At 60.7% G+C, this 6,352-nt stretch carries 7 protein-coding genes; 3 read left to right on the top strand and 4 right to left on the bottom strand.

Going from position 1 to position 6,352, the window contains the following annotated elements:
- Window positions 1-51 precede the first annotated feature (51 nt).
- The 3 genes from ABDB84_RS11920 to map all read left to right on the top strand — a co-directional run bounded on the left by ABDB84_RS11920 (window position 52) and on the right by map (window position 1,798).
- A complete protein-coding gene (locus ABDB84_RS11920) occupies window positions 52-630 on the top strand; it encodes a hypothetical protein (RefSeq protein ID WP_345919955.1) in 579 nt (192 codons plus the stop codon).
- Between the two features lie 122 nt (window positions 631-752).
- Entirely contained in the window at window positions 753-977 is a 225-nt protein-coding gene (locus tag ABDB84_RS11915; protein WP_345919954.1) for a ParD-like family protein, read from the top strand.
- The gene (gene map / locus ABDB84_RS11910) at window positions 974-1,798 is read left to right on the top strand and encodes a type I methionyl aminopeptidase (protein WP_345919953.1); all 825 of its coding nucleotides are present in this window, start codon (window positions 974-976) and stop codon (window positions 1,796-1,798) included. Before ABDB84_RS11915 ends, map begins: the two co-directional genes overlap by 4 nt.
- A gap of 271 nt (window positions 1,799-2,069) precedes the next feature.
- Here the strand turns inward: map and ABDB84_RS11905 are convergent, their stop codons facing one another.
- From ABDB84_RS11905 to ABDB84_RS11890, 4 genes are all read right to left on the bottom strand, one after another.
- Window positions 2,070-3,341 (bottom strand): glycoside hydrolase family 28 protein, encoded by a 1,272-nt coding sequence (locus ABDB84_RS11905; protein ID WP_345919952.1) that lies wholly within the window; start codon window positions 3,339-3,341, stop codon window positions 2,070-2,072.
- Between the two features lie 139 nt (window positions 3,342-3,480).
- The gene (locus tag ABDB84_RS11900) at window positions 3,481-4,650 is read right to left on the bottom strand and encodes a methyl-accepting chemotaxis protein (RefSeq protein ID WP_345919951.1); all 1,170 of its coding nucleotides are present in this window, start codon (window positions 4,648-4,650) and stop codon (window positions 3,481-3,483) included.
- 77 nt (window positions 4,651-4,727) lie between these two features.
- A complete protein-coding gene (locus ABDB84_RS11895; RefSeq protein WP_345919950.1) occupies window positions 4,728-5,495 on the bottom strand; it encodes a TIGR01458 family HAD-type hydrolase in 768 nt (255 codons plus the stop codon).
- A gap of 103 nt (window positions 5,496-5,598) precedes the next feature.
- A complete protein-coding gene (locus ABDB84_RS11890) occupies window positions 5,599-6,351 on the bottom strand; it encodes an SAM-dependent methyltransferase (protein WP_345919949.1) in 753 nt (250 codons plus the stop codon).
- Window position 6,352: the final 1 nt, after the last annotated feature.

Below are 6,352 nucleotides of genomic sequence, written 5' to 3'. Positions count from 1 at the left end.
CGCTTGTTGCTCATAAACACCTCCATCAGCCTGAAAGTTTAAGGCTTCAGGGTGTCTAGAAAACCCGGGGCGATTCACTATTTTGCCTGCTGCGAATTGTTTGGGAGGGAGGAAGGTGGTGGGCTTGTGTCAGAGGTGCCTGGGGAGGTGATAATTTTTAAAATAGATCCTAAGCAAATAAAGTACTTTGACTCTGATACGGCGAGTTGTTTGGCTAATCTTGCTCGTTTGCCGCAGGTGGAGAAGGAGTTGATTGATTACAGTATTGTTGATATGAGAGAGTTCAACGAGCAAGAGGTTTTGCATCGACTCCACCATTTTATTAAAGAGGAAAAGCCGTATTTTGAGCCGCGAATTATTAAGGAGGATTTGAAGTCCGTTATTTGCGTTAAAAGTAAGCGTTCCAACGATAGAATTTCGTCTCAGTCAGGTTCTTTTTTGCTGTTTGGACAGGATGCTCAATTTCGTGAAGGAGGGATGCCAGAGCTAGGTATTGAACTTATACGGCTGGCGGTTGCAAATAAAAATAAAATTCTAAAAGAGCTTGACTTGCTCAATATCAACGAGAGTACTGTATTCCCAAATATAGAGAGTTCCGCAAAGTACATCGCGCAGCGACTTACGCGATAAGAGCCAAAAAGCTTGTCTCACAGGCTAAGTGTTTTTCACATCAACTCTCGGATGCATCCCAGATGCAGCCCCGCCACATCTGCTAATATACGTTCCATATACAAACCATATACGGAAGCCCCATGGGAATCGTCAAGATTTCGGAGCAGATGCATGAGAATCTGCGCCTTACGAGTAGTGCTTTGAGTCGCTCCATCAATGCCCAGGCGGAGCACTGGATGCGCATTGGCATGTTGCTGGAGCTCAATCCGGGGCTGCGTTATGCGGAGATCTGCCAGTTGCTGATCGCGGCGGAGCAGCAGTCGGCGGCGGTCAAGGATGCTTCGCTGGCGGTGAGTGCAGCATGAGTGAAGATCGCAAGGTGACAATCAGGAGCGCCGAGGAGATTGCCCTGGCGCGGCGTTCGGGGCAGCTGGCGGCGGAGGTCTTGCAGATGATTGCGCCGCACGTCAAAGCGGGCGTGACGACCGATGAGCTGGACCGTATCTGCCACGATTACATCGTCAATGTGCAGGGTGCGATTGCGGCGAATGTGGGCTACCACGGTTACCCGAAGACGATTTGTGCCTCGGTGAATCATGTGGTCTGCCACGGTATTCCCTCGGACAAGAAGCTCAAGGATGGCGACATCGTCAATATCGATGTGGCGGTCATCAAGGACGGCTGGTTTGGTGACACCAGCCGCATGTTCTTTGTCGGCAAGCCGAGCATTCTGGCGCGGCGTCTGGTGCTGACGACTTACGAGGCGATGTGCGCGGGCATCCAGCAGGTGCGCCCCGGCGCGACCCTGGGCGACGTGGGTTATGCGATCCAGCGCGTGGCGCATCGCGAGGGTTTCAGCGTGGTGCGTGAGTACTGCGGGCACGGCATCGGCACCATCTACCACGATGCGCCGCAGGTGATGCACGTTGGCCAGCCGGGCAAGGGGCTGCGCCTGGAGCCGGGGATGATCTTCACCATCGAGCCGATGATCAATGCCGGTAAGGCGGCGATCTCGAATCTCAATGATGGCTGGACGGTGGTGACCAAGGACCGTTCGCTCTCCGCGCAGTGGGAGCACACCGTGGTGGTGACGGACAGCGGTTTTGAAGTGCTGACGCCGTGGCCGGATGGTTATGGCGATTACGCGCCGATTGTGCCGCCCGCCGAGGCCGGTGCTCCGGCCTGATTCGCCCGTTCAGCGCGCACAAAAATGCCCGGGGTTTGCTCGCAATACCGTCCAGTTAGGCGATTGCATGTTTGATGCGCTGGCTTTTGACGCAAAGGTCGCGAAGAAAGACAGAAGGTCCACAAAGGAAATCCAAAAAATCGTTTTCCTTTGTGGACCTTTGTTTTTCCTTTGCGCCCTTTGCGTCGAAAATCCTTCGCCCCAAAGCTGAATGTGTCTTAACTGAACTGCATGATGGGCCTGGTCGGCCTCTTTTTGTGGACTGACGCGCTCAGTGCTGGTTGAGGATGCCTTGCTCGTTCTTGATCAGCGCTTCGCCCTGGCTGACGTGCAGCTGGAGCTTGCTCGCGTCGATGCTGGCATCGCGCAGGCTGAGCCCGGTCTTGGCGCTGATGCTCACGTCCTGCAGGTGGATGCCTTGCAGTGCGGCTTCGGGCAGGCCGATGAAGCGGCCAGCGCTCTTGCTGTCCTCAGCCTGTAGCTGGCTGATCGTCACATCGTGGATGTGCGGCGTGGTGGCGCTGAGCGCTTGCGGCGCGCCGCGTTCGGCCGGCACATTGGGATAGTAGGCGGTGATCGACAAGGGCATGCCGACATGCTGCATGTGGATGTTCTTGAGGTCGATGTAGGCGATCTCGGCACCGCGGTCACGGCCGGTTTTGATGCGGATGCCATTGGTCGTGCCCTCGAAGCTGGCACCGTCCAGACTCACGTGATGGATGCCGTTGAAGGTTTCGCTGCCGATCGAGAAGCCATGGCCATCGCCGAATTTCACGTCGCGGATGCTGATGTTCGCAGCGGCCTGGCGTGGCATGGCGTAAGGCGCCAGGCCGGACTTGATGGTGATGTTGTCGTCGCCGGTCGAGATCTCGGCGTGTTGAACGCTGACGTTCTGGCTGGAGACGATGTCGATACCGTCGGTGTTGGCGGCTTCCTTCGGGTTGTGGATGCGCAGGTTCTTGATCGTCACATCCTTGCTGTAACGCAGGGCCAGGTTCCACATCGGTGAGTTCTGGAGGGTCGGGCCGTCGATGCTGATATTGCTGCTGTCGTAGAACTCGACCAGCCACGGGCGCGGCATGCCGTTCGCATCCGGCACGTCGGGGTAGAGGCGGTCTTTGCGCTGGGTGCGTGCTTCGTCCCACCAGGCGCTGCCCTGGCCGTCGATACGGCCGCTGCCGATGATGCCGCTGTCGCTGATCTGGTAGCCCGAGATCAGCGCCTCGTTGCTGCGATAAGGCCAGCCGATGAAGGCCGGCTGATAACGGCTCTTGTCCGTCGTGCCCAGGATCAAGGTCTCGGGGGCCAGCACCAGATAGACGTGGCTGCGCAGCTGGATCGGGCCGATGGTGTAGGTGCGGCCGGCCAGCGCCAGCGTACCGCCGCCCTGTTTGGCGCAGGCGTCGATGCTCTGTTGCAGCAGGGCGGTGTCGTCCTGCGTGCCCTGCTCCTTGGGCAGGCTGCAGGTATTCGCGGCGTGAGTGGAAAAGGAAGCGAGCGCGAGCGTCAGCAGCAAGGGCAGGGCGGTGTTTTTCAGCAGCATGGTGTTCAAACTTCGGGTGGCGCCGGGAGGCGTCAGGCAGCGGGTGGGAGACTGCTTTGGCTTGTTTGCGTGGGGAGAGGTTGCAAGGATTTGTGTAACAGGATGTGTGCGCTCGCGCTGGGGGCGAGCGCACTACGGCTCAAAACAGATCGACCGTACCGCTGTTCAGGCTCTCCTGCTTGACCGACTTGTGCGCCACGGCTTCAAAGCTGCGGCGGATGTCTTCAGCGTCGAGCGCGATGTCGGCCGACCAGGCCTGGCCGATCTTGTCGGTGGCGCTGCGCAGCAGTTCAGCGCGTTTGCGGATGTGTTCGATCAGTTGGCGCGAGATGTCTTCAAACTGCAGTGACACCACGCCGGTATGTACGTGCGCCTGGATGCGCTCGGAGATGTCGTCGATATCGGTCGAGCGCCTCATGATGCGGGTGTTGAGTTCCTGCATGGTCTGCCAGATGCTGGCCATCGATTGACGCGAATGGTCGGCCTGCGAGCTGTCGGCACTGACCAGACCGCTGACTCCATTGCCAAGCTGGGCAACGGCTTGTTCGATCTCGGCAATGCGCTGGCGGATGTTGTCGCTGAAGTGGTCGGTGCGCTGCGAGAGCTTGCGTACCTCGTCGGCGACGACCGCAAAACCACGGCCGGCTTCGCCTGCGCGCGCGGCCTCGATAGCGGCATTGAGCGCCAGCAGATTGGTCTGCGAAGTGATCTCGGCGATGTCGTCGAGCATCTTGGCGACTTCGCCGACGCGCTCGGCAATCGTCTTGAAGTCGCTGTTCATGCTGATGCTGGAGCTGCGCACGGCGCTGATCGTATCGATCAGGCGGTCAACGATGTCGCGCGTCTCCTGCGCATAGCGCTGGATGCTGGCGGCCTGTTCCTGCGGCGCGGTGTCGTGGGTGCGCGTCAGCAGTTCTTCGACCAGGTGTTGCAGCAGGGCTTGCTGATTGCTCGATTCGCATTGCAGGCCGGTGACGCTGCCGCCGAGGTTCTCGGCTGCGTTGGCGATCACGCCGCGCAGTTGTTCGAGATCGCTGTCGGTGGCCTGGAAGTGTTCGGCAACCAGCTTGTTGAGGATCTCGGCATTCTTGCTGCGATTGGCGCTGTGCTGTTCGAGCGTGTTGCGTGCCTGTTCCAGCTCGGCTTCGGCGCGGCGCTTGGCACCGTGTTGTTGTTGCAGGGCGAGCAGCCAAGCGACGGCGGCGGCGATACTGAGGCCGGCAGCGGCGAGTGGCAAATCAAAGAAGCCGCACAGCGCAGCAATGCTCGACAAACTGAGGGCGACAACGAGGTAAAGCATGGTGCGCATGGGCGAGCTCAATTAAACGTAGGCTTTGCTGTTATCGACTGCAAAGCCCGCTTTCTTGAGCTTTGCGTGCGCTTTGTTCAGGCCAGCAGCTGCTCGACGGCCGCCGCGAAGTCGGCGCAGATCAGATCGGGCGCGAACTCGGGGTGCGTCTCATCGCTCGGCCGGTATTTGCCGGTGCGTACCAGGATGCCGGCAATGCCCGCATTCTTCGCGCCACCGAGGTCGTCGAGCAGATCATCGCCGATCATCACGGCCTTGTCGGCGCCGATGCCAATGTCCTGCAGTGCGGCATCGAAATAGCTGCGTGCGGGTTTGCCGACGATCTCGGCCTTAACGCCGGCGCTGTATTCGAGCGCGCTGACAAAGGCGCCCATGTCCAGACTCATGCCGTCGCTCTCCTTGAAATAGCGATTGCGCGCCATGGCGATCAGCGGCAGGCCTTGCATTAGCAGGCGGAACGCGTGGTTGAGCGAGGCAAAATCGAAGCAGGGGCCGGCATCGCCGAGCACCACAGCGTTCGGCGTGGCGGCGTCGAGGCCCATGTCGATGCGGATGTCCGGATGAATCAGATAGTGCGGGCGCAAGCCACGCGCTTCGACCAGGGCGCGCGTGGCCAGCGCGGCGGTGAGCACTTCATGCGCCTCGATGGCAAAACCCATCTGCTGGAGGGATTCGACGATGCGGCCACGTGGCGTGCGCGTGGTGTTGGTCAGAAAGCGCAGCGCCAGGCCGCTGTCGCGCAGGCGCTGCAGGGCCGCCACAGCGCCGGGGATCGCCTCGTCGCCAATGTGCAGGACGCCGGCAAGGTCGATCAGGACTGCTTCAAGTGAGTCAGGCAAAGCCATCGCAGCACCTCTTCGCGTGTGACATGTGCGTAGCCGGATCAAGCGAAAACTGCACCAGTGTGCGCCTGTGTGGCGCCCCCGGGCAAGCTGCCCGCTTGGCGACTCAGCGGCGGCGTGACTGCTGTGTCGGGCGGGGGGCGGCGCCAGCAGCCAGCAGCAGGAAGATCGTTGGCTGGCGCTCCAGATCGGGGCGCGGGGCGCTGCGCCATTGTGCAATGCTGCGTGTGGCGATCAGCTCGTCTGCCGTGCTCAGCGCGCGCGCCACGCAGAGCAGGGTCTCCGGCCCGCACTGGGCAAGCAGGCTGTCAAACATGGCACTGTTGCGATAGGGCGTTTCGATGAATAGCTGGGTGCGCTGCTGGCGCGTCGATTCGGCTTCCAGGTTTTGGATGGCCTGGGTACGCTCATTTGAATGCACCGGCAGATAGCCGTGGAAGGCGAAACTCTGGCCATTGAGGCCCGAGCCCATCAGCGCCAGCAGCAGCGAGGAGGGGCCGACCAGGGGCGCGACGCGAATCCCCAGCTGATGCGCACGCCGCACGACCAGGGCGCCGGGGTCGGCGACGGCTGGACAGCCGGCCTCCGACATCAGGCCGATGGAGAGGCCGTCGAGCATCGGTTTGAGGCGCTCGTCGAGCCAGCGCGTGTCGGGATTCTCGGGCAGCTCATGGATGTCCAGGCTCTGGATCGCTGCCGGGTGGCCCAGGCGCTTGATGTCGGCGCGTGCGGTTTTGGCGCGCTCGACGATGAAGCTGTTGATGCCGTGCAGGATGCGCAGCACCTCGGGCGGATGCGTCACGGCGTGATCGCCGGGGCCGAGCCCGACCGGAATCAGGTATAAAGTGCCGCTCGCCATT

The sequence above is a fragment of the Uliginosibacterium sediminicola genome, from assembly GCF_039631295.1.
Taxonomy (GTDB): Bacteria; Pseudomonadota; Gammaproteobacteria; order Burkholderiales; family Rhodocyclaceae; genus Viridibacterium; species Viridibacterium sediminicola.
Note: the sequence above shows the minus strand (reverse complement) of the source record. Positions and strands in the feature narration are given on the sequence as shown.

Bases quoted from the DNA above. Each gene is read 5' to 3' on its own strand.
- map (WP_345919953.1), top strand. From the start codon at position 974: ATGAGTGAAGATCGCAAGGTGACAATCAGGAGCGCCGAGGAGATTGCC.
- ABDB84_RS11900 (WP_345919951.1), bottom strand. From the start codon at position 4,650: ATGCGCACCATGCTTTACCTCGTTGTCGCCCTCAGTTTGTCGAGCATT.
- ABDB84_RS11890 (WP_345919949.1), bottom strand. From the start codon at position 6,351: ATGGCGAGCGGCACTTTATACCTGATTCCGGTCGGGCTCGGCCCCGGC.
- ABDB84_RS11895 (WP_345919950.1), bottom strand. From the start codon at position 5,495: ATGGCTTTGCCTGACTCACTTGAAGCAGTCCTGATCGACCTTGCCGGC.
- ABDB84_RS11905 (WP_345919952.1), bottom strand. From the start codon at position 3,341: ATGCTGCTGAAAAACACCGCCCTGCCCTTGCTGCTGACGCTCGCGCTC.
- ABDB84_RS11915 (WP_345919954.1), top strand. From the start codon at position 753: ATGGGAATCGTCAAGATTTCGGAGCAGATGCATGAGAATCTGCGCCTT.